This window comes from Natribacillus halophilus, assembly GCF_900100185.1.
GTDB lineage: Bacteria > Bacillota > Bacilli > Bacillales > Marinococcaceae > Natribacillus > Natribacillus halophilus.
In genome coordinates this window covers 1-20,935 of sequence record NZ_FNEN01000011.1, presented here as the reverse complement: position 1 = coordinate 20,935, position 20,935 = coordinate 1, and the positions used below count along the sequence as shown (strand labels likewise).

The 20,935-nt window shown below is 42.9% G+C and carries 24 protein-coding genes and 1 riboswitch; of the genes, 19 read left to right on the top strand and 5 right to left on the bottom strand.

Annotation, left to right across the window (positions count from 1 at the left end; all coding sequences use genetic code 11):
- Nucleotides 1–20 precede the first annotated feature (20 nt).
- On the bottom strand, nucleotides 21–326 hold the full coding sequence (locus tag BLS58_RS12105) for a hypothetical protein (RefSeq protein ID WP_090399063.1): 306 nt from the start codon (nucleotides 324–326) through the stop codon (nucleotides 21–23).
- The gene (locus BLS58_RS12100) at nucleotides 314–1,954 is read right to left on the bottom strand and encodes a M20/M25/M40 family metallo-hydrolase (protein WP_090399062.1); all 1,641 of its coding nucleotides are present in this window, start codon (nucleotides 1,952–1,954) and stop codon (nucleotides 314–316) included. Before BLS58_RS12100 ends, BLS58_RS12105 begins: the two co-directional genes overlap by 13 nt.
- Before the next feature lie 361 nt (nucleotides 1,955–2,315).
- Nucleotides 2,316–2,422: riboswitch (SAM riboswitch) on the top strand.
- A gap of 115 nt (nucleotides 2,423–2,537) precedes the next feature.
- Between BLS58_RS12100 and BLS58_RS12095 the strand changes: the two genes are divergently transcribed.
- From BLS58_RS12095 to sufB, 9 genes are all read left to right on the top strand, one after another.
- Entirely contained in the window at nucleotides 2,538–3,560 is a 1,023-nt protein-coding gene (locus tag BLS58_RS12095; RefSeq protein WP_090399122.1) for a methionine ABC transporter ATP-binding protein, read from the top strand.
- Nucleotides 3,553–4,209, top strand: coding sequence for a methionine ABC transporter permease (locus tag BLS58_RS12090; RefSeq protein WP_090399061.1), 657 nt, complete (start codon nucleotides 3,553–3,555; stop codon nucleotides 4,207–4,209). Before BLS58_RS12095 ends, BLS58_RS12090 begins: the two co-directional genes overlap by 8 nt.
- 16 nt (nucleotides 4,210–4,225) lie before the next feature.
- Nucleotides 4,226–5,104: a MetQ/NlpA family ABC transporter substrate-binding protein gene (locus tag BLS58_RS12085; protein WP_090399060.1), complete on the top strand. Its 879-nt coding sequence runs from the start codon at nucleotides 4,226–4,228 to the stop codon at nucleotides 5,102–5,104.
- Nucleotides 5,105–5,240: 136 nt separating this feature from the next.
- Nucleotides 5,241–5,600, top strand: a complete 360-nt coding sequence (locus tag BLS58_RS12080; protein WP_090399059.1) for a carboxymuconolactone decarboxylase family protein — start codon at nucleotides 5,241–5,243, stop codon at nucleotides 5,598–5,600.
- A gap of 278 nt (nucleotides 5,601–5,878) precedes the next feature.
- Complete coding sequence (gene sufC / locus BLS58_RS12075; protein WP_090399058.1) at nucleotides 5,879–6,670, top strand: Fe-S cluster assembly ATPase SufC; 792 nt, start codon at nucleotides 5,879–5,881, stop codon at nucleotides 6,668–6,670.
- A gap of 20 nt (nucleotides 6,671–6,690) precedes the next feature.
- On the top strand, nucleotides 6,691–7,998 hold the full coding sequence (gene sufD, locus BLS58_RS12070) for a Fe-S cluster assembly protein SufD (protein WP_090399057.1): 1,308 nt from the start codon (nucleotides 6,691–6,693) through the stop codon (nucleotides 7,996–7,998).
- Nucleotides 7,998–9,233: a cysteine desulfurase gene (locus BLS58_RS12065; protein WP_425433693.1), complete on the top strand. Its 1,236-nt coding sequence runs from the start codon at nucleotides 7,998–8,000 to the stop codon at nucleotides 9,231–9,233. Before sufD ends, BLS58_RS12065 begins: the two co-directional genes overlap by 1 nt.
- Nucleotides 9,223–9,654, top strand: coding sequence for a Fe-S cluster assembly sulfur transfer protein SufU (gene sufU, locus BLS58_RS12060; RefSeq protein ID WP_425433694.1), 432 nt, complete (start codon nucleotides 9,223–9,225; stop codon nucleotides 9,652–9,654). Before BLS58_RS12065 ends, sufU begins: the two co-directional genes overlap by 11 nt.
- A 52-nt stretch (nucleotides 9,655–9,706) precedes the next feature.
- Nucleotides 9,707–11,104 carry a Fe-S cluster assembly protein SufB gene (gene sufB, locus BLS58_RS12055; RefSeq protein WP_090399055.1) on the top strand — a complete coding sequence of 466 codons (1,398 nt, stop codon included), beginning with the start codon at nucleotides 9,707–9,709 and terminating at the stop codon, nucleotides 11,102–11,104.
- 58 nt (nucleotides 11,105–11,162) lie between these two features.
- Here the strand turns inward: sufB and BLS58_RS12050 are convergent, their stop codons facing one another.
- From BLS58_RS12050 to BLS58_RS12040, 3 genes are all read right to left on the bottom strand, one after another.
- Complete coding sequence (locus tag BLS58_RS12050) at nucleotides 11,163–12,320, bottom strand: site-specific integrase (protein ID WP_090399054.1); 1,158 nt, start codon at nucleotides 12,318–12,320, stop codon at nucleotides 11,163–11,165.
- A gap of 65 nt (nucleotides 12,321–12,385) precedes the next feature.
- Nucleotides 12,386–12,895 carry an ImmA/IrrE family metallo-endopeptidase gene (locus BLS58_RS12045; protein ID WP_245723163.1) on the bottom strand — a complete coding sequence of 170 codons (510 nt, stop codon included), beginning with the start codon at nucleotides 12,893–12,895 and terminating at the stop codon, nucleotides 12,386–12,388.
- A gap of 64 nt (nucleotides 12,896–12,959) precedes the next feature.
- On the bottom strand, nucleotides 12,960–13,157 hold the full coding sequence (locus BLS58_RS12040; protein ID WP_090399053.1) for a helix-turn-helix domain-containing protein: 198 nt from the start codon (nucleotides 13,155–13,157) through the stop codon (nucleotides 12,960–12,962).
- A gap of 357 nt (nucleotides 13,158–13,514) precedes the next feature.
- On the opposite strand from BLS58_RS12040, the gene BLS58_RS12030 reads away from it, so the two are divergent.
- From BLS58_RS12030 to BLS58_RS11985, 10 genes are all read left to right on the top strand, one after another.
- Entirely contained in the window at nucleotides 13,515–14,729 is a 1,215-nt protein-coding gene (locus BLS58_RS12030) for a CD3337/EF1877 family mobilome membrane protein (protein WP_090399052.1), read from the top strand.
- 18 nt (nucleotides 14,730–14,747) lie between these two features.
- A complete protein-coding gene (locus BLS58_RS12025) occupies nucleotides 14,748–15,497 on the top strand; it encodes a hypothetical protein (RefSeq protein WP_090399051.1) in 750 nt (249 codons plus the stop codon).
- A gap of 53 nt (nucleotides 15,498–15,550) precedes the next feature.
- On the top strand, nucleotides 15,551–16,579 hold the full coding sequence (locus tag BLS58_RS12020; RefSeq protein WP_218126230.1) for a lysozyme family protein: 1,029 nt from the start codon (nucleotides 15,551–15,553) through the stop codon (nucleotides 16,577–16,579).
- Between the two features lie 38 nt (nucleotides 16,580–16,617).
- Complete coding sequence (locus tag BLS58_RS12015; protein ID WP_090399049.1) at nucleotides 16,618–17,118, top strand: hypothetical protein; 501 nt, start codon at nucleotides 16,618–16,620, stop codon at nucleotides 17,116–17,118.
- A complete protein-coding gene (locus tag BLS58_RS12010; RefSeq protein ID WP_143018909.1) occupies nucleotides 17,079–17,465 on the top strand; it encodes a hypothetical protein in 387 nt (128 codons plus the stop codon). The genes BLS58_RS12015 and BLS58_RS12010 overlap by 40 nt, the downstream gene beginning before the upstream one ends.
- Nucleotides 17,466–17,632: 167 nt before the next feature.
- The gene (locus BLS58_RS12005; RefSeq protein WP_090399047.1) at nucleotides 17,633–18,157 is read left to right on the top strand and encodes a hypothetical protein; all 525 of its coding nucleotides are present in this window, start codon (nucleotides 17,633–17,635) and stop codon (nucleotides 18,155–18,157) included.
- A 14-nt stretch (nucleotides 18,158–18,171) separates the two neighbouring features.
- Nucleotides 18,172–18,459 carry a helix-turn-helix transcriptional regulator gene (locus BLS58_RS12000; RefSeq protein WP_090399046.1) on the top strand — a complete coding sequence of 96 codons (288 nt, stop codon included), beginning with the start codon at nucleotides 18,172–18,174 and terminating at the stop codon, nucleotides 18,457–18,459.
- A 134-nt stretch (nucleotides 18,460–18,593) separates the two neighbouring features.
- The gene (locus BLS58_RS11995) at nucleotides 18,594–19,421 is read left to right on the top strand and encodes a nucleotidyltransferase domain-containing protein (protein WP_090399045.1); all 828 of its coding nucleotides are present in this window, start codon (nucleotides 18,594–18,596) and stop codon (nucleotides 19,419–19,421) included.
- Between the two features lie 107 nt (nucleotides 19,422–19,528).
- The gene (locus BLS58_RS11990) at nucleotides 19,529–20,425 is read left to right on the top strand and encodes a macrolide 2'-phosphotransferase (RefSeq protein WP_090399044.1); all 897 of its coding nucleotides are present in this window, start codon (nucleotides 19,529–19,531) and stop codon (nucleotides 20,423–20,425) included.
- Between the two features lie 199 nt (nucleotides 20,426–20,624).
- On the top strand, nucleotides 20,625–20,935 hold a 311-nt coding region (locus BLS58_RS11985), incomplete at its 3' end, for a hypothetical protein (RefSeq protein ID WP_218126228.1).

Sequence of the window (20,935 nt, the reverse complement as noted above, 5' to 3'; positions counted from 1 at the left end):
AGGGGTGGTTTTTTGCGTCGTCACCCGGGTTCCACCCGAAAAAGAAACATTGCTAATAACGGATAAATCACGATCGGGATTAATCCGACAAAAGCAGTAAACAACGGTTCTAATGGGAAATCATTCATAATATCGTAGGCGACGATACAAAGTGTAACACCTATGGCAACATAGAAAATAAATTTGGCCAGGCTGAGCAGCCCTTGATCAAGTTCATTTTCGTTATAACAGGCGGGACAAATGATAGTGGTTTCTTTGAGACGTTTTTTGGCACGCCTGCTATGGGGTATTTTTTCCTCGCAATGATTACAATTTAATCCAGCCATGCGGTTTCATCCTCTTCGAATAATCGTGTGGTCATCTCCCGGATCAATCCCGGTAATATGTGAAAACTGAACGGCTTGTACAACCGCTCCGTCCATTGGTGGGCGTCTTTGCCATATACCCCCATGTTGAGGGCGGGAATGTTCAGCTCGCGAATCTTATCCACGGGGATGTCATACTCTGACCCCCATTGCGGGAAGTTATCAACCAGTGCCGATAGTTCGTCGTCGCTTTCATGGATAGAGAGATAACTGCTGTCGGAAATAAAAGGAAAAAAGCGACGGATTTGGTATGTTTCGCCGCTCTCATTGGCAGACTTTTCAAGGGTATCAGCGAGCGCTTTCCATGCCCGCGTGCCCTCCTGTAAATAATTGTGCGGCAGGAAAGGCGGCGCATAAAAAAGAATCAACCTTGGCTTACGAGCAGGATCCAACGCTTGCAATGCTTCGATGATCTTGAAATAACGCTCGCGGATGTCAAGATATTGGTATTTTTCCGAAGTGTCTTCAATAACGGCATTAACAGGAACGTCCAACGTTTCCAGGTACGCTTTGAAATCCTTAAAAGTCGTGACTTCAATGGACCAATCGATATGCGGCTCGCCAATATAGTCTCGATATCGGGCTTCATATTTTCTTGATACCTCATCAGCCGCAGCACGGGCGTGTTTCAGCAGTTGGGCGGTGGTTTCATCTACGGTGCGTTCATACAGGCAAAAATTAAAATATATGTAAGCGCTCGTCGCTGTTTGCACGTCATACGTTTGCTTATTATCACGTTGGTAGAGGCACGTAGGCGGCAAAACAAATTCATCGTCAAGGGGCTCGGTGATGTTAACGTTGTTGTGAAGATCCAGATTGAGTGCAGAGGCAATCGAGGTCGGATTGAGCCCTGACATTGTATCACCGACATGGCTTTCTCTGCCGGCTATGTAAAAACAAGGAAGCACCTTTCCGCACGCGCCCGTGTACATGTAGCGCGTCTGATCGCCTTCATATTGCGGAGAGATGTAATCGTCATTGATCGCTGCAACGTAAGTAAGCCCCCAACGTTCGCGAAGCCGCTGCAATTCCGTAAGCACAGATTTCATCCCCACGTGTTCGCTTTCTTCATCAGCGGTGATCATCAGAAGGATGTTCCCCTCCGGTCGTTCGTTTTCGGCATAATAGAGCAAGTTTACGAGATGGACGGCAATGCCACTCTTCATATCCGTGGATCCGCGTCCGAACAACCAATCACCTGATTTGGCATCTTTTTGGGTGTCTGTATCGTCAGCGGCATGGGAAAAGTAATCGAGCAATGCCTCTGGATTAAGGGCATGAGATTTAAGTGTGCCATAATCTTCAATGCCAACGGTATCATAATGGGCGTGATAGAGGACGGTTTCCTTTGTGTCCTTTTTTCCCGGCAGAAAAGCAAAAACATTTTGACGTACATTATCAGAAGTTGTTTGTAACCAAACGTGTTCCGGGTGATGCCGGTAATATGGAAAAGAGCGAATCAGGTCATGAATGGATATGGCGATTTCCTTTTCTCCCTGCCCTCCGTTTATACTGTCGAAAGCTATAAGATATGACGTCAACCACTCAGCCCGCTCGGCTTCATTTAAGAATATTAAAGACTCATACATTAGAAAAACTCCTTTCCGTGTTTATTGTAACGTTCGACGGAGGAGGAATCCAGAGCAGAAACCCTTGTCAATTGGGTGAGGTTAAAGTATTAAGGAGTAATCCCTCAAACGGAGATCGATCCGCTCTGAAAGGAACAAGAAGGGCGAAGTAATCCCCCAGACAAAGGTCGAGCCGCTCCGAGAGGAACAAGAAGCGCGAAGTAACCCCCCAGACGAAGGTGAGCCGCTCCGAGAGGAACAAGAAGCGCGAAGTAATCCCTCAAACGAAAGCGACCCACGCCATCTCCTGTCAAACCCCGGCTGTTGACAGTTTATGAATCAGGTGCTAGAATACAAATCATTCAATGTAATGAATAAAAAATTCTTATCCGGAGAGGTGGAGGGACTGGCCCGATGAAGCCCGGCAACCGGTAATGCTGATTACAAAGGTGCCAATTCCTGCAAGGTTTTACCCTTGGAAGATGAGACAGAAATTTTTCCTGTCACCTTTCTGCTCATCGTGGGCAAAAGGTTTATTTTTTGAACAAAACTATACTGAACAGGGCAGGATAGTTGGTTTTTATAAAGAAGGGGGGTCATGCTGCTGATACATCTCAATAACGTCTCGAAAACGTTTCAATTGAAAGGCCAGTCGGTTGAAGCGGTCAAAAATGTCGACCTTGACATTGAAAAAGGTGAGGTTTTCGGGGTTGTGGGTTATAGCGGTGCAGGGAAAAGTACCCTTGTCCGTCTTCTGAACTTACTGGAAACGCCCACGACCGGGACCGTTAAGATCGCGGACTATGAAATGTTGAATCTATCGAATCGGGCGTTAAGAGCGGCGAGGCAAGAGATCAGCATGATCTTTCAACATTTTAATCTGTTGTGGTCACGGACGGTTCATGACAATATTGCCTTTCCGCTCGAAGTTGCCGGTGTAGCCAAATCCGAAAGAAACGCGCGCGTGGAGGAATTGATTAATCTGGTGGGATTAAAAGGTCGAGAGGATTCTTATCCATCGCAATTGAGTGGGGGACAGAAGCAACGCGTCGGCATTGCCCGAGCCCTCGCCAATGATCCGAAAGTTCTTTTGTGCGATGAAGCTACTTCTGCACTCGATCCGAAAACGACGAGCTCGATCCTGGAATTATTGCATGATATCAATCAAAAACTTGGGTTGACCATCGTGCTGATTACCCACGAGATGCCTGTGATTCAAAAGATTTGTTCGCGTGTAGCAGTGATGGAAGATGGCAACGTCGTCGAACAGGGAAACGTCCTTGATGTCTTTAAACACCCGCAACAGGAGATCACAAGGACATTCGTCAGACAAGTCACCGATCCGGACGATGCCAATCAAGCGATTGAAGAGCAACTCCGGGAAGAAAAAGGCACGGTCATTCGGTTGACATTTGTCGGTGGCGATGCCGGAAAGCCCGTTGTCTCCGAATTGATTCGCGCTTGTGATGTCACGGTGAACATTTTGCAGGGAAATATCGCCCAGACACAAAATGGAAGTTACGGCTCCCTTTTCGTCTCCATTGAGGGTGACGAAAAGCAGCTGCAGGACGCGATTGCTTTTCTCCAGGGTCACCAGGTGGAAGCAGAGGTGATCTCCGATGCTTGAAAATGTTGACTGGGAGAACATGCTGGAGGCCACATGGGAGACGATCTATATGAGTGGGGTCGCGATTTTGTTCACGTTTTTCTTTGGGATTCTGCTCGGACTCATTCTTTTCTTGTCATCGAAAGGGCAGCTCTGGGAGAACAAGGTGACAAACAGTATCGTGGCCACATTTGTCAATGTTTTTCGTTCGGTGCCATTTATCATTTTGATTATCCTGCTGATTCCGTTTACGAACTGGGTTATGGGAACGATGCTTGGTCCCAATGCAGCTTTGCCGGCTTTGGTGATCGGGTCATCAGCGTTTTACGCCCGGCTTGTGGAAATCGGTTTGCGGGAAGTGGATAAAGGCGTTGTGGAAGCAGCCCGCTCCATGGGCGCCAACCAAAGGCATATTATTTTTAAAGTCTTCCTGCCGGAATCGATGCCGGCGCTCGTTTCCGGGATTACAGTCACAGCGATTCTGCTTATCAGCTATACGGCGATGGCGGGAGTGATCGGTGCCGGCGGCCTGGGGGACCTCGCGTTCCGGGACGGCTTTCAACGTAACAGTACGGATGTCACGATCGTGGCGACGGTCATTATTTCCGTGATCGTCTTCATTGTTCAAGGCATCGGGGACGTTCTCACGCGAAAGATTGATAAAAGATAAAAGGGGAGAATACAGGATGAAAAAATTTTATCAACTGCTGACTTTTGGGGCATTGTCAACGGTCCTTGTGGCTTGCGGAGCCGACGAGGACGCCGGTGATGAGGAAACAGCAGATGAAAACGGTGAAGAAACGGACGCCGCTGACGACGAAGAACCGTCTGAATTAGTCGTTGGGGCGACCAACGTTCCTCACGCTGAAATCCTTGAGTTTGCCGATGATCTGCTTGCAGAAGAGGGAATTGATCTGGAAATCGAAACCTTTAACGATTATGCCCTTCCGAATCAAGCCCTCGATAACGAGGATGTAGACGCGAACTTTTTTCAGCATCGTCCTTTTCTTGCCGATCAACTGGAAGAATTTGAGGAGTATGATATCGTAGAAGTCAGTGGCGTGCATATCGAACCGATCGGTGTTTATAGCCAGGATTACGACAGCCTTGACGAATTGCCGGAAGAGGCAACCATCCTTATGAGCGATTCTGTCGCCGACCATGGCCGTGTCCTGACCATGTTTGAGGAGGAAGGTTTGATCGAATTGGCAGAAGGTGAAGGGGTAGAAGCCACGATTGACGATATCGAAGAAAACCCTCAGAATTTCCAGTTCGAGCCGGAATATGAAGCGGCCATCTTGCCACAAGCCTATGAAAATAATGAAGGGGACGCCGTTTTGATCAATTCCAATTTCGCCATTGATCATGGTTTGTCTCCACTTGAGGACTCGATTGAATCAGAATCCGCGGATGCTGATAATCCGTACGTGAATATCATAGCCGTAAATAGCGAAGACGAAGATGACGAAGACGTGGCCACGCTCGTCGATGTTCTGCAATCCGATGAAGTCCATGACTTTATGGAAGAAGAATACGAGGGCGCAGTGGTGCCTGTCGAAGAATAATAGATCGGATGAAGGAGCATTCGCACACCTGCCCATGAAGCAGGGAGCGAATGCTCTTTTTATTATGTATTTTTTTCCTGTAACTTCACATGCTAATCGATATGAAAATTCTTATCAGAGTAAAGGAGTTGTATCGATGGCACAGGATGACACTTTTATCGAAGAAGCATTACAGGAATATAAAGACGGCATGAACTATTTATCCGGGCAATTACCGAAACTTACACGCAAATACAATGCCTTCATGGATGCCTGTTTTGCAGAAGGCGAGTTGACAACCAAGGACAAACATATCATCGCGCTCGCGATTAGTGTATGTATGAATGAAGAATACAGTATTATTTCTCATACTAAAGCATGTATCGATGAAGAATGCAGTGAAGATGAAATCATGGAAGCTGTGGGAGTGGCTGCAGCTTTTGCGGGTTCGGCGGCTTTGAGCCAAGGGGTCACGGTCGTTCGTGATGCAATTGAAGCATTTGCCACAGGATCATAAGAATGGTCATTGATAATGACCGGGAAAGAGAATAACGTTTTCCCTATTTTCAACGGTTTTCGATTGAAACGAGAAGATAAAACCTTCATACTGGGGATATAACAATATTCAATGTGTTTGAAAATCTCGGTTTCAAGGGATTCTCAGTTAAAGGAGGAAAGAATGAGCAGTCAATCCCACTTGAATGAAGATTGAATTTGTTATAAACTGATAATGATGATAGATTGAGAAACATTCGCAGCGGGAGCCGCTGAATTATGATAAATGGAGGTTTTAGCATGGCAGGATCAACGTTGAAAATCCAAGATTTACACGTTGAAATCGAGGGTAATGAAATCATCAAGGGACTTGATTTGCAAATAAGCGGGGGTGAAATTCACGCCATTATGGGCCCGAACGGTACAGGGAAATCAACACTCGCTTCCGCGATCATGGGTCACCCCAGCTTTGAGATTACACAGGGAAGTGTCGAACTCGACGGTGAAGATGTCCTTGAAATGGAAGTGGACGAGCGCGCACGTGCCGGCATGTTCCTGGCGATGCAATACCCGAGTGAAGTGACCGGAGTCACAACCTCCGATTTCTTGAGAACCTCGATCAATGCCAATCGCGAGGAAGGCGATCAAATCCCATTGATGAAGTTCATCAAAAAGATGGATAAACAGATGGCCACGCTTGATATGGATGAATCTTTCTCCACCCGTTACCTTAATGAAGGTTTCTCCGGCGGTGAGAAAAAACGTAATGAAATTCTGCAACTGCTCATGTTGGAACCGAAGATCGCAATCCTGGACGAAGTGGACTCAGGCCTTGATATCGACGCGCTGAAGGTTGTTTCCAATGGTGTGAACAGCATGCGCTCCGATGATTTCGGTTGCTTGATTATCACCCACTATCAGCGTCTGCTTAATTATATTGAGCCGGATTACGTCCACGTCATCATGCAGGGACGCATCGTTAAATCCGGGGACGCGGCACTTGCCCAGCGTCTTGAAAACGAAGGATACGACTGGATTAAAGAAGAACTGGGCATCGAAGATGAGCGCGTCGGACAAAGTCAGGAAGCGTAAAGGTAAGGAGGTGCAAGACGATGGCTGTAGAGACAAAATGGACATTTGACAGTGAAACCGTAAAACAATGGGCCGAAAAGCAGGAAGAGCCTTCCTGGCTTGTCAATAAAAGATTGGATGCGTTGGCACAGGCAGAACATTTGCCGCTGCCGGATCCAGATAAAACGAGTTTGAAAAGATGGAAGTTCACAAGCTTTGAAAAGATTGATGCAGAGGAACCCGCGACGCAAAGCTTTTCCGACCTTCCCCAGGAGGTCAGTCGCCTGGCGGGCGAAGAAAGCGAAGTGCAAAATTTAATCGTCCAGCGCGATGGCAAGATAGCTTACCATAAGGTTGAACAGGAACTTGAAGATAATGGGGTTATTTTCACAGATATAGCCACGGCCGTACGTGAACACAGTGACCTCGTGGAAAAATACTTTATGAGCGATGCGGTTCGCACGAATGAACACCAACTAACAGCGTTGCACACGGCATTAATGAACGGCGGTGTTTTCATCTATGTGCCGAAAAACGTTGAACTGCAGACGCCGATTCAGACCATCTTCTGGCAAGACGATGTAAAGACCGGCCTGTTTAATCACGTTTTGATGGTCACCGAGGCAAACAGCCGACTCACGTATCTGGAGAATTACGTTTCCTTCACGGAAGAGGAAGCGAACGTGAATGTCGTGACGGAAGTTTACGGTGGGCAAGGTTCGGAAGTGAAGTATGGCGCGATCGATAACCTCGAAAGTGGGGTAACATCGTATGTGGTACGCCGTGCTTCTTTGGCGAAAGATGCCCGTATTGAATGGGCTCTCGGCCAGTTGAACGAAGGGCACACGATCTCTGAAAATACCACTTACCTCATGGGAGATGGTTCATACGGAGATACGAAGACGGTCCACGTCGGCCGTGGCAAGCAAACGCAAAACTTCACGAGTGATGTCGTGGCATACGGCAAGCGTACCGAAGGGTATATCCTTACCCATGGCGTCATGAAAGACAATGCGACGTCTATTTTCAACGGGATCAACAAGATCGAAAAAGGCGGCACGAATTCTCACAGTGAACAAACCGGGCGAGTGCTCATGCTTTCTTCCAGAGCGCGTGGGGATGCCAATCCGATTCTGTTGATTGATGAAGATGATGTCACCGCCGGTCACGCAGCGTCGGTCGGCAAGATTGACCCGATCCAGATGTTTTATATGAAAAGCCGCGGCCTTTCACAAACGGAAGCCGAGCGGTTAATCATTCACGGATTTTTGGAGCCGGTTGTCGGAGCCCTACCGATTGAAGCGGTCAAGACAAGGCTTGCTGAAGTTATAGAAAGGAAAGTTTATTAATGATAAACGTACGTGATGTGCGTGAACAATTCCCCATTCTGGATCAGGAAGTGAACGACCATCCACTCGTTTATCTGGATAACGCGGCGACCTCCCAAAAACCGGTGCAAGTCGTCGAAGCCCTTGAAGATTATTATCGCCGCTACAACTCGAATGTTCACCGGGGTGTGCATACGCTCAGTTCAGTAGCCACCGATGGTTATGAAGGGGCTCGCGATAAAGTGAAAACGTTCATCAACGCGGCGCAAAGAGAGGAAATCGTCTTTACGCGTGGCACGACAACAGCTATTAATACAGTGGCTGCCAGCTATGGGCGTGCCAATCTACAGGAAGGAGACGAGATTGTCCTCACGCCGATGGAGCACCATAGCAATTTAATCCCGTGGCAACAAGTCGCTAAAGCAACCGGTGCAGCGTTGAAATACATCCCGCTGCAACCGGATGGTACGGTTTCAGTGGAAGCGGCTCGTGCGACGATCAACGAGCGGACGAAAATCGTGGCAATGGTGCATGTCTCCAATGTTCTCGGAACGATGAACCCGATAAAGGAAGTCGCGAAGATCGCACATGAGCATAATGCCATCATGGTTGTAGACGGCGCACAAAGCACCCCGCATATGAGTGTTGATGTTCAGGATCTCGACTGTGATTTCTTTGCATTTTCCGCTCACAAAATGTGTGGACCTACCGGCATTGGCATTCTGTACGGTAAGAAGCCCCTGCTGGAGGAAATGGAACCTTTCGAATTTGGCGGAGAAATGATTGACGAAGTCGGCCTTTATGATGCAACATGGAAAGAGGTCCCTCATAAGTTTGAGGGCGGTACACCGATCATTGCCGGGGCCATTGGACTCAGTGCGGCTATCGATTTCTTGAACGATGTTGGCCTTGACGATATAAAAACCCATGAACAGCAGCTGGCTCAATACGCAATGGATCAGCTTTCGGCTCATGACGACATTGAGGTATACGGTCCTCCGGCTAATGAGCGAGCAGGCATCGTTACCTTTAATATTCACGATGTTCACCCTCATGATACGGCGACAGTCCTCGATATGAAAGGCGTTGCCATACGTGCTGGCCATCATTGTGCACGACCTCTCATGAACTGGCTGGATGTTGCAGCAACCGCCCGGGCAAGTTTCTACCTTTACAATACAGAGGCAGATGTAGATGCCTTCGTTGATGCGCTCGTATCGACAAAGGAGTATTTTGGCGATGTCTATGCAGAGTAATCTTGACGCCCTCTACCGGCAAGTGATTATGGACCATTATAAAAACCCGCGCAACCGCGGGGAAATCGTAGGTGACGCGCTAACGGTCAATATGAACAATCCTTCTTGCGGGGATAAAATACAACTTCACTTAAAAGTAGACGGTGATGTTGTGCGCGATGCCAGATTCACTGGCGAGGGTTGTTCGATCAGCCTTTCCTCGGCATCCATGATGACAGAGACGGTGATGGGAAAAACCGTTGATGAAGCACTTGAGCTTTCCGGGATTTTTTTCGGAATCGTTCAGGGGGAAGATTATGATGACGAGAAGTATGACCTTGGCGACGTTGAAGCACTGCAAGGGGTTACGAAGTTTCCTGCTCGCATTAAATGTGCAACATTGGCCTGGAAAGCCATGGAGAAAGGTTTAGATAAAGACTGAATGATGCTCGGGAGTTATTTTTATCCTGAGTTAATAAAAGGAGGTCATTCAAATGGCTAAGCAAATGCCTGAACTAGAGGAATATCAATATGGATTTCATGACAAGGATGTCTCCGTATACCGTTCTGAACGTGGCCTGACTGAAGATATCGTAAGGGAAATCTCCGAAGTTAAAGAAGAACCGCAGTGGATGCTGGATTATCGTTTGAAAGCATTAGAGGTCTTTTATAAAAAGCCGATGCCGCAATGGGGCGGCGACCTTTCAGAGTTGAATTTCGATGACATTACGTATTACGTCAAGCCCTCGGAGCGCACGGAAAAATCCTGGGATGAAGTCCCGGAAGAAATTAAGAACACCTTTGATAAACTGGGCATTCCGGAAGCGGAACAGAAATATTTGGCCGGTGTTTCGGCGCAGTACGAATCTGAAGTTGTATACCATAGTATGCAGGAGGATCTCGAGGAGCAAGGGATCATATTCAAGGATACGGATACAGCCCTTCAGGAAAACGAAGACCTTGTCCGTCATTATTTCGGAACCGTGATTCCCCCAAGCGATAATAAATTCGCAGCGTTAAACTCGGCTGTATGGTCCGGGGGATCGTTCATTTACATGCCGAAAGGCGTAAAAGCGGACTCCCCATTGCAAGCGTATTTCCGCATTAACTCCGAAAATATGGGGCAGTTTGAACGTACGCTGATCATCGCCGATGAAGGCAGTTCCGTTCACTATGTGGAAGGATGTACAGCACCCATTTACTCGACGGACTCACTGCATAGCGCCATCGTTGAGATCATCGTGAAAAAAGATGCCTATTGCCGTTACACGACCATCCAGAACTGGGCACCGAACATCTACAACCTCGTAACCAAGCGTGCCACTGCCGATGAAAACGCGACGATGGAATGGGTCGACGGCAACCTTGGCTCCAAGCTTACGATGAAGTATCCTTCGATCCTCATGAAAGGTGAAGGCGCGCGTGGCAACGTGCTGTCCATTGCCATTGCAGGGAAAAACCAACACCAGGATGCAGGCGCCAAAGCTTATCACTTGGCACCGAACACATCATCAACACTCGTGTCCAAATCGATCTCCAAGCACGGCGGAAAAGTATCCTATCGCGGTTTGGCCCATTTTGGCCGTAAAGCGCCAGGGTCGAAGTCAAAAATCGAATGCGACACGTTGATTATGGATAACGATTCGACGTCAGATACCATTCCTTACAATGAAATCATGAACGATGAGATCGCCCTCGAACACGAAGCAACGGTTTCAAAAGTATCCGAAGAACAACTCTTCTACTTGATGAGCCGCGGCTTGAGCGAGGAAGAAGCAACGGAAATGATCGTCATGGGCTTCATCGAGCCGTTTACAAAAGAACTGCCCATGGAATATGCCGTTGAAATGAACCGTCTCATCCGCATGGAGATGGAAGGAAGTATTGGATAACCCCATGTAGAAGGGGTTGAGAAGAATTGAGGATGTCGCTTGTCCGGTTTTTGTCCGGTTATGAATCCTGAAGGTAATTTTCATAAAGGGATAAGGCATCATCTTCAATCTTCTCAGTGACATGCAGATAAGTATCTGCCGTCACATTCATATTTGCGTGTCCGAGTCTTTCGGACACGTATTTTATTTGTACACCGGCCTCCAAGAGATGAACAGCGTGGGTGTGTCGCAAAGCGTGTGGAGATAAGACAGGTAGGTTCGCACGTTTACATATCTCCTTAAAATAGTCTCGTACTACATTTGTTCGTAGCCATCGACCGTCGTGTTGATAAAATATGAGGTTATCCTGAGATCTTCTGTAATTTTTGTACAGATAGTGAATTTCTTCTCGATTTGTTTGTTGCTGCTTTAAAAGCTTCATGGTGGTATTATCAACTTTAATGGTACGATCACTTTGTTTTGATTTTGGTGTCGAAACGTAAGGGCTAGAGTTGAGAGGGTACACCAGTGTTTTATTAATGGTAAGGCTTTTCTTAGCCTCATCTAAATCATCCCATCTAAGAGCAAGCGCCTCATCTATCCGAATTCCTGTTCTAGCCATTAAATTGAATAGCACGTAATATTGTATTGACTTGTTGTATTTAGCGTTTTTGACAGGTTCTTTGACAGTAGTTAAAAACGTACCTAACTCTGTTTTAGAGAAATAAGGAACCTTAGAAGTATTTTGATTGTCTTTTGGTATTTTAATTTTTTGAATAGGGTTTTCTCTAAAGATATTAAATTCAAATACTGCGTCTGTAAGAGCGGCACTCATAATACTGTGTATTCTTCTTACTGTACCTTCACTGTAGTGATCGCGTAATTCGTTGATCCATTGTTGATATTCAGTACGTGTGATGTCTTTAAGGCGATAATTCCTCCAACGGGGAAGAATATTTAATCGAACATTCCTTTCTTGGAGCGAATAAGTAATTGGTTTAACGTTTGGCTTTTTATAAGTTTCAAGCCATTTTTGAAAATAGTGGTCAATTTTTTCATTACCATTCTCACTGAATCCAAAATGATTAATTTTAGATTCTGCTTCTGTAGCGGCAATTTGGGCTTCCTTTTTTGTTTTGAACCCACCTTTTGATGTTTCTTTTGTTGTGCCACTTCGGCGATCCACATAGCTTATTCGATACTCCCATTTGTTCCCTCGTTTTCTGAAAAACGCCATACATTAACTCCTCCTAAAAGAATATACGTTCCCTTTTAAATCAAAAAATAAAAGCTCTTATTTGGCTATTTTGTTGTGTCATTTTTTATATCCAATGGTTCAAAGCAAATGATATAACCCCCAATTTCACAAGTCAAACCATATATTTCTTGATAGCGCTGTAGTGCCTTTTCAAGAAAATTTTCTGTTACTCCTAAAAATTCAGCTAGTTCATGGTGATTTTCAATATTTTGGTTATAGGCTGTAATAATTTTAGACAAAGGTACAATCTTTTCATAAGCCCAAGTACGTGCTCGTTTTTCTCTTTGTAAGTTAGCGATTTTTTGTTGATCTAGAATATTTCCACTAGTTGTGTGATAGTGTCCTAGTTCTTCTGCAAGGATACAAGCTTTTTCAGATCTTGTTGATATATCTTTGTTGATAAAAATCACATTATCGGCATATAAACCTTTAATGGATGGGGTCATTTGCTTTTCGTAGGTATCAATTTTAAGGAGCTTGGACTCCTGTAAAAGTTGGTCATAATCCATCTTATCACTCCTGTTTTCTCCCGAGCGACAATTTTTCAAATTCATTTAAACCTCCTTTTGACGATTTAAAATTATCATGGTGGTCGGCAATTGTACCTCTCCCATTTTGTTAATATCTTCCAAGTATATAATCAGTGGATATTTCAAAGTAATTAGCAAGTTTTTTTAGAGTATCATAATCGGGTTCCCTTCTATTTTTTTCATAATGGGACAGGGAGGCTCTTGTTATCCCGATTTTCTCAGATAAAGCAGTCTGTGTTAAATTGCCCTTATTTCTTAAATGAGCGATTCTGTCGCCAAATTCCATTGAATCACCACCAATTCTTTAGTGTTAATTAAATAATACACTACCAAAATATAACAATGAAATAGATGATACAAAGCGTAGCATATAGATCTTTGTTATACAGTGGCTCGATTATTCATTTTTGTCTTTATCTTTTTTTGTACGTTTTGTGCGAACAAATTCTTTAAATCTTTCAATTTCGTCTAATTCATCTTCTGTCCAATTGTAATTATCGTGATGTGCTGCAATGGTTTTTACGTCGTCCTTTTTTTTGAAACGGTGGAAGCATCTGCCGTAGCAACGGCAGAAGAAAAATATTTGTAAGGAGTCACTATTCGCTGGTGGCTCTTTTTATTTTTCGTGAAGGGTGGTGAATGTGTGCGCTGGAAAAAGATATGGATGGTAATTTTGGTTGTTATCGGAATTTTAGCTGTTCCGATCACAGGTTATGCCTGGTTTGGTGATTTTATGGATGATGACACGAGTTGGGAAGATGTGATGGATGGGGAAGAAACGATAGAACAGGGAGGCATTGAAGTTGAGAGTGAACGTTTCCCGGTTGACACTTATGCGGTAAATAATGAATCGGCTGACAATACCATACTTGGGGCGGTTGTCAGTCTTGCCAATATGGTGATCACGGTTAATGCGTATGTTGTTCATGCGGTAGACACGGTTTTAAATGAATTGTTTAGTTTGAATCCGATTGAACGTTTTTCTGGCATGGTTAATTTAGTGTCTCAATCCATCTATGATACATTACAGGAATACTTTGGCCAGTTGTTTTTTATCTTTGCGGTTGGTTATATTGTTTATCTCGCCGCGACAAAAGGAACGTTTCAAGAAGCCATACGGCGATCGGTTTTGTTTGTGTTTGTGCTTGTGTTTGCGGGATTTTGGATGCTTAATAGTGGTTACTTCTTGCAGGTTTTCAATTCATTGTCATTGGAAGCACAAGGATATTTAATTGAAGCAGGAAATGGCATGGTCAGTAACGTTGATGGTGACGGTGTTTTTGAGCAAGGCACAGAGGTAGACCGTGAAGATCCGATGGAAGGCACCATTGCACAGATGCGTAATGTCTATTTTGATTTGGCTCTAAAACGCCCCTATTTAATTGTGAATTATGGAGAAATGACTGAAGAAGATGTTAATAATAGAGCTGTTTCAGAGGAATCAGAATTAGAAAATTATGGAGGTAGTGAATTTTATCGGTATGAAAGGATGTTGGCTTTTGACCAAACAGGGGATGGTCAAGGTTTAAAGCAACAATATATTGAAGATGTAGAGACGGAAACGGAAGATTTAAATAATACTAATATGGGTGGAGGTGCTGTTTATACGCAATTAGGGCAAGCGCTTGTAGGCTTAATTGTAGCTTTGTTTTTAGCTTTCCCCTTTGGTGTATTGGGGCTTCTAAATTTTGGCTTACAGTTGGTGGCTTTAGGTTTGGCGTTTTTCCTTCCATTTTCGCTAATCATTAGCTATATTCCACATTTTGCGAATAGTGGTTTTAACGTGTTTATGAAGTTGCTAACGGTCTTTGTGGTGAAAGCAATGCTTGGCATTATCATCATGTTTGTCTATCTTTAAACGTTCGTGGTCGATACGATGCTGCCACCTGATACGTTTGGTATGTATTTAGCGAATGTGGTTGTATTGATTACCCTATTGCTTGTGATGATTTGGAAACGGGATGCAATCGTTAAGCTAGTTACAGCAGGCCGTGTCCAATCTTTGGATAAGAACTTCATGAATAATGTAAACCAACGTATGGTTAATCCTGCGATGGATAAGGCAACGAAGGGCATGTCAATGGTGAGTCCAACGGCGGGTTCTGCTTTAAATAAATTGAATCAGGCACGAAATGAGGTGACAAGGCAATCAAGCGGAGGTCAGTCACAAGGAAACAAAGTGTCACCTGAGACAGTCAATCATAATCGGGAATCAGAACGAACGCCGCAAAATGGAGAGGGTAAGGATAATGAACCGAAAAACAGTCCATCCCATGAGTCTCATTCATCCAGTCAAGAAAAAGATCGTAAGGGGGAACGGAAATCACAAAAGAAGGAGAAGAAAAGGAAAAAAGATAAGGAAGAACCATCGAAACCTTTAAGTGAGCGGTCAAGTGAACTGTCAGATAATGTAAATAAACAGAACAAAAATCATAAATTCAAAAGAACACGAGAAAAGCAAAACAAAAATCGGAAAAGTGAAGCTCCGCCGCCATCGGGTGTAAATAAAAAAGGCAAGGAAAACGTTGAAAAAAGGCGTAAGAAGGAAAAACGAGAATCTAAACCAATGAAGGAGAATGAATGGCGAGAAAAGCCGAAGCGTAAGCCGCAAACAAAAGAGTTTTAAGGGTGCTATGTAGATATAGCATCCTTTTTTAAGGGGGTGGAGGAATGAATGGCATGAAAATAGTATTTGGTATGATTGGTTTTGTGGTATTTTCGATATTTGGTGTCATTGTTCTGTTTATGATGTTTTTGAGTGCTATTTTTGCTAATCAGGATGATGAAGTAGAAGGGGGAAGTGAAGATCAAGATATGGTTTGCGAAGGAAATAGCGTGAATGAAGATGTGGAACGATATGAGCATTATTTTGAACAGTATGCGGAGGAGAATGGTATAGAGGAGCAAACGGATTTACTCATGGCGGTTACGATGCAGGAATCCCGAGGGCAGCTAACAGATATCATGCAGTCGTCAGAGTCTATAGGCGACCCCGTAAATACGATTAATGACCCCGTACGTTCGATTGAGGAAGGGGTTTCTTATTATGCGGATGTGTATGAACAGGCAGGAGGGGATACAGAATTAGCTTTGCAATCGTATAACATGGGGCATGGTTATATGGATTATGTTGAGGAAAATAACGATGGCGAATACAGCCGTGAATCAGCGTACCAATTTGGCGAAGAACAGGCGGCGAATTTAGGTTGGGATAATTATGGGGACGAAGATTATGTGGGTCATGTAATGCAGTTTTTGGAGGATTGTGAGGGAGCAGAAGAAATGGAAGGAGAAGGTGATGGTGATTGGAATATGCCGATTGAGCAAGTGCGTGTCACATCAGATTTTGGCATGAGAGATCATCCTATTCATAACGAGATGCGGTTACATGCCGGTACCGATTTTGGGTGTGATATAGGCGATAATATATATGCGGTTGCAGATGGTACAGTGACTATTGCTGTTCACCAAAATACAGGGTTAGGCAATAACATTAAGATTCAGCATGGAAGTGATGAATTAAGTTCCTATGGTCATTTAAATGCTTTGGATGTGAGCGAAGGTGACGAGGTAGAACAAGGGGAGAAGATAGGGGAGTGTGGCACAACTGGAAGTTCAACAGGCCCGCATTTGCATTTAGAACATCATACGGAAACACAGGCGACAAATGATGCAAAGGAAGATCCTGCGGAGATTCTAGGATTATAGAAGAGGAGAATAACTATGAAAATATGTTATGATCGGTCATGAAAAAAATGGTTATTGCGGTGATGGTTTTGGGGTTAGTTAGTAGTTTTTTGTGGTTGGAAAATTCGCATGTCAAAAATGAATCACAAGCCTTGCAGCAGGAATTGGAGCAGGTGCAGGATGAAGAAAGTAAATATGAATATCATGGGCAAGCAGGTGAAACAGCGGAACGATTTTTGGAGTCTTATTTTAATTATGAAGGTCAGCCAGGGCGTGAAGATGTAGAGCCTTATGCCGTTACACAGGTGTTGGATGATTTGCAGTTTCAGGAGCCAGAAATGGAATATGAGGACATGGGGCCAGTGAGATCAACAGTTGATAATGTTAATGTTTATTTCGGAGAATCAACCGAAGATATGCAGGAAGTGGTTATATTATTTGATAATATCATTGAAGTAGAGGGAACAGAATCGAGTACGTTTTCAATATTAGAAATGGATGTATCTTTGGAAGATGGAGCATGGAAAGTGCAAAAGTTATTCTTTCAACAATTAGGATAAAAGGTGATCGTATGAAAAAATTATTGGTTTTACCGGTGTTTGCTATTGTTTTGATGGGTTGTGGTTCTGAATATGATGATACGATAGATGGTGCTATAACGTATTATCATGAAGAGGGTGCATATGTAGATGATGACATTGAAACTAAAGATAATGCGGAAATTTTGGTTTGGGATGATGGACGGTATATTAGTGCTGTTTTTTTTGATGAAGAAGGAAATGAAACAGGGGATTTTGTAATGGAACAGGTGAGAGGTAATTTTACTGAACAAAGGGGTGATGTAGATCGAATGCGAGAAAATGCTGATGCTGATTATAAAGAACGATTTGGTGAGGAGATTGATTAATTTAAATGGATAAGGTGCTGAAATTGTGCTCAATATGAGGGAGCGAATATTATTGCACTAAGGACTACTGATCAACGAAGAAGGATAAGCAAGGTATGGAAGAAGGGAGGTTATTGTCATATATGACATGAATTTTTTCACAAAATAACTCATATATGATATGATGTATGGAAAGCATAAATAAAAAGAAAGCAACTGTTATTTCCTTTCCGAATGAGTACGGAAAAGATCAGTTCAGCCCATTTTTAAAAAAGCTAAGTAAAGAAACTCAATTTGACGAGCAGGCAAACGTTCGATTCGGTTTTTTGTTAAAAGCGCTTGATTACATGCAATATGTAAACTTTAATGATTTGCCAACGATGGCTGATAAACCATTTTTTGCTCAATTTGAAATAAAAATTGGGGGAGAAATTTATCAACAAACATTTGAACTGATTAAACCGTTAAATAAGAGAGATATTTATGAATTACGAATTAATATAAAAGGTTTCAATTGGCGGTTTAGAGGAATATTTTTCCCTTATAAGTATGAAACGAGACAGTATTATTGTTTTATTTTTCCTTTTGAAAAAACGCCAAACGTTAATTTTAATGTAACTGATCATTTTAGAGATCGTGCTTATCGTATCTTGAATGATTTAGAGAAAAAACCAGAAACATACCACGAATATTTTAGAGAAACACCTTTTTAAGGGAGGTGGATAAAATGGATCTCATTAATTATGGCTACCGTATAGCAAAGGGTACATCAGAGTTTGACGAAACATTTTTTAGCTTGTCAGCTCACCTAGGGAAGTTAGTATTTGCGACTAGATTGGAAAAAAAGCTGACACAGCAAGAGTTAGCTGAGCAAGCAGAAGTATCTCCAAAGACGATTCATCGAATCGAAGGTGGTGCAGGGGGAGTAACGGATAACACTTATGATAAGGTTTTTGATGTATTAGAGATCTCCGGAGAAGAAATAGGGGAATATTTTTTACAAAAAAGTCATTAGAAAAAAATTGTGCGAGCATCAACACTTTTCTGTGTTGGTGTTTTTAAAATTCGGGTTTAATGTAGAATGTAATAAGCTTATTCAAGTCTTAAGCAAACGGGCCATTTTGCTGGATAAGATTGGAGTGAAACATAATGGCAACCGTCGATAGTATAATTCAAGACATAACAAAAGAACTAGATGGACTGCCAGGTGTGGTAGGAATCGTGTTAGGTGGTTCTAGGGCAAGAGAAACTCATAGTCCGGATTCTGATATAGATATTGGGATTTACTATGATGAATCAAAAGGGTTCAATACCAATGATATTGAAAAATCATCATTAAATCTTAATGACGAAAAAAAAGACCATTTAATCACTTCTTTAGGTGAATGGGGCGAATGGATAAATGGCGGTGGCTGGATAGTTGTACATGGTTACCATGTAGACCTTATTTTTCGTGATATCAGACGAGTCAGCAAAGTTATTGATGACTGTCTGTCAGGTGCTGTATCCACTCATTATCAAACAGGGCATCCACATGGTTATTTGAATGTCATGTATATGGGAGAGTTAGCCGTTTGTAATATTTTATCTGACCCTGAGGGCAAATTAAGTGAATTAAAAAAGAAAACGGAATCCTACCCTGAGAAATTGAAAAAAGCGATGATTCAGTATTTTTCTTTTGAAGCTTCTTTTTCCCTTATGTTTATGGAAGCTAATGCTAATAAGGACGATATTTCATATGTGATGGGCCATTGTTTTCGAAGTATTTCTTGTTTAAATCAAGTTCTCTTTGCGAAAAACGAAGTGTATTGTATCAATGAAAAGAAAGCTGTGGCCATGATCCAAGATTTCCCGATAAAGCCTACGGACTATAAAAAACGAATCGATGATATTGTTTCTCTGCTTTCAACAGATGGTGAAAAGACGGGGAACGCAGTGAAGAAGTTAAAAAAACTAATCACTGAAACAGAAGCATAATAACTATTCAATAAAAGAAGCGCTTTTGCGGAATAAAAGCTGTATCAGAATCGGGGGCAGATTGTTGAAGATCGACTTATGTGATGGGAAGGTTGGAGGAAAAGAACATGAATACAGTCAAACTTAAACAATTAGCAAATAATAATGGACTAGATATCTTAGAAGATACGACAAAAATTAATGAGTCTGGTGTTGACTTTCGAGTCGCACATGCCAAAGATTCAAACGGTAATAAATGGATATTAAAGGTTCCACGTAGACCAGAATCTATGAGAAATGTACTACAAGAAAAAGAGGCGTTAGATATCATTAATAAACAGGCAAGCTTCCAAGTCCCTGACTGGCCGATCTTCTCAGAAAACTTAATTGCTTATATGCAATTAAGTGGTGTTCCTGCTGCTACTGTTGACGTTGAGCAACAAGGATATGTTTGGAGTTTTGATGAAACCAATGTACCGACTAAATATTATGACTCATTAGGAAGAATACTTGCGAATTTGCACTCAATAACTCACCAAGAATTTAAAAATAGCGGTGTCGAAATTCTTGGTGCTCATGAGTTGAGAGCTTCCATGAAACAGCGAATGGAACGTGTAAAAGAACAATACGATATTAATAAAAATTTATGGGAACGGTGGCAAGCATGGTTAGCTGAAGACTCTCTTTGGCCATCTTTTGTAGGGGTAAAACATGGAGACCTAAATCCCGGTCATATCCTTATTGATCAGAACAATTATGTAACGGGTTTAATTGATTGGTCTGAAGTGGGGGTCGCTGATGTATCTGTTGACTTCCTGTCGCATCAACTGCTCTTTGGTAAAGATGGATTAACAAAGTTAATCAATGCTTATGACAATGCCGGGGGTAAAACTTGGTCAAGAATGGATGATCATATTATTGAGCTTTTAACAACAAGTGCCATCACTGTTGCCGAATACGCTCTAGCATCAGGAATGAAAGACATGCATGAGGCAGCAGCACACATGCTTGCAAGCGAAAGCTAATGAACATGACTAGTCGTTAAGCTGAACTTCGCGATTAGTCGGCTTTATTAATTAACCTCACTGTCGGACATGATTAACACATCATAACCTCTGATACGCCAATATTTGTAATACCGATCTTAAGCAAACGAGCACTTTAACGGAAACAGGTCATTTAGTGGAATAAGACAGTGCGTTTATAGTATAGTTGGAGGATAGCGTGGATATTTTATTTTGGCTTTTAGGCGGTTATATTTTATTACTCATTCATATTTGGTTTCATGAACTGGGTCACTATACTGTAGGACGATTTTTAGTAAGAATATCAAAAGAAAATATACAAATAAGATTATTTCAATATCCACCACATGTTGCGTTAAGAGATCAAGATAAAAACTGGATAAAGCCTAATGATGAGGAAGGGTATTTTGTACGTACATACCTTACCTATGATCCAGACAGTAAAAGATCATTTCTGTTCGTTATGGGCGGGTTCATTTTACAATCATTTATTTTTCTTTGCATTGCTTT